Below are 1,241 nucleotides of genomic sequence, written 5' to 3' on the forward strand. Positions count from 1 at the left end.
AAATTAAATACATTTTGTTTATTCTTCTTTTCTCTTGAAAATTAATTAATTAATTAATCTACTTAAATCTTAAACTTACAAAGAGAAATGAATTTTTTTGTGATGTTTTTCACTAAATTAACGGCCAGTTCAGCTTAACAAGGATTTATCTTATATTGGAATATCACTCAAATTATGTTAATATATCAAACGAAGAAGGTATAGAAATGGATTTAGTGATTGATTCTTTAGTGTTAGCGGGGAGTTTCACGGTTTATTATATTTTAAGAAAAGTGAATAGTAGTCTTTTAGAGTAAAAGAGAATAGTATTAGGATTCTGGCAATTTACAAGGATAAAGTGAAAAAACTTATCTCAATAGGGTCTAATCTACTGAGATAGAAATAATGGAAGTCAGCATTTTCCTGACTTGCCCCCTAATAAAAAATATAACTTTATAAAAGGAGTGTAAAAGTGAAAAATTTAATGAAAAATTCTTTAATTTTAGTTGCTGCATTAATACTTGTATTCAATATTTCTCACCCCAATTTAACAGAGGCCGCAAGCAAACCTTCACTTAATTCGTTAGTTAAAGAATATGAAAAGGCAACTGATAAATTATTTTATTGGAGCGCTTTGAATGATGGATTTAGTAAAGCTAGTTTGGTTCAAGATGTTGCTTCAATGGCACTGACTGAATACCAAAGCCTTACACTTCCGGGAAAACGACAATATAAAGCAATTGATTTTATAGGCGATGTGAATACCGTTGTCAAAGTTGCTCTTCAAACGGGAAGTAAAAGAGTTACACTTCCAATGAAAGTAGCTGTTAAAGCAAAATATTATTCAGCAAGTGCCGATTTGAAAAACGCTGAGAAACGTTTGAAAAAATATTATCCGGCGGAGTCAAAATGCGTACTTTCGCCATCTTCTTGTAAAGGCGGTTCAGGAGGCGGAGGTGCTACTCGTTCTTGGTAACAATAAGGTTTTTTGTTGACTCTAAATAGGACTAGTCCGTCAATATGCTTCAATTCTTTCATCTTATAATGAGTTCTGCTGAATTTTTTTAATCCGATTCCTGTTTGAAATAAAATTAACATTGTAAATTAGCATTTTCTGATGGTAGACCAAACAGAAAAGATAAAAGGCACGCGAAGAATAATCCAAAAATGAAAAAATCCACATTTCCTTCTTCACTTCTAGAAACTACATACAAAGCTGTTTATAACCAAGTCGTAAAAGAGTATGATTTAGGATCGGATAT

The 1,241-nt window shown here is 31.5% G+C and carries 1 protein-coding gene; it reads left to right on the plus strand.

Features of this window, described 5'->3' with window-relative positions; genetic code table 11:
- Positions 1–451: 451 nt before the first annotated feature.
- The gene (locus tag RB298_RS00520; RefSeq protein ID WP_057244261.1) at positions 452–955 is read left to right on the plus strand and encodes a hypothetical protein; all 504 of its coding nucleotides are present in this window, start codon (positions 452–454) and stop codon (positions 953–955) included.
- The last annotated feature ends 286 nt before the right edge of the window (positions 956–1,241 follow it).

The sequence above is a fragment of the Priestia sp. BR_2 genome, from assembly GCF_041954005.1.
Classification (GTDB): domain Bacteria; phylum Bacillota; class Bacilli; order Paenibacillales; family Paenibacillaceae; genus Paenibacillus_AQ; species Paenibacillus_AQ lautus_A.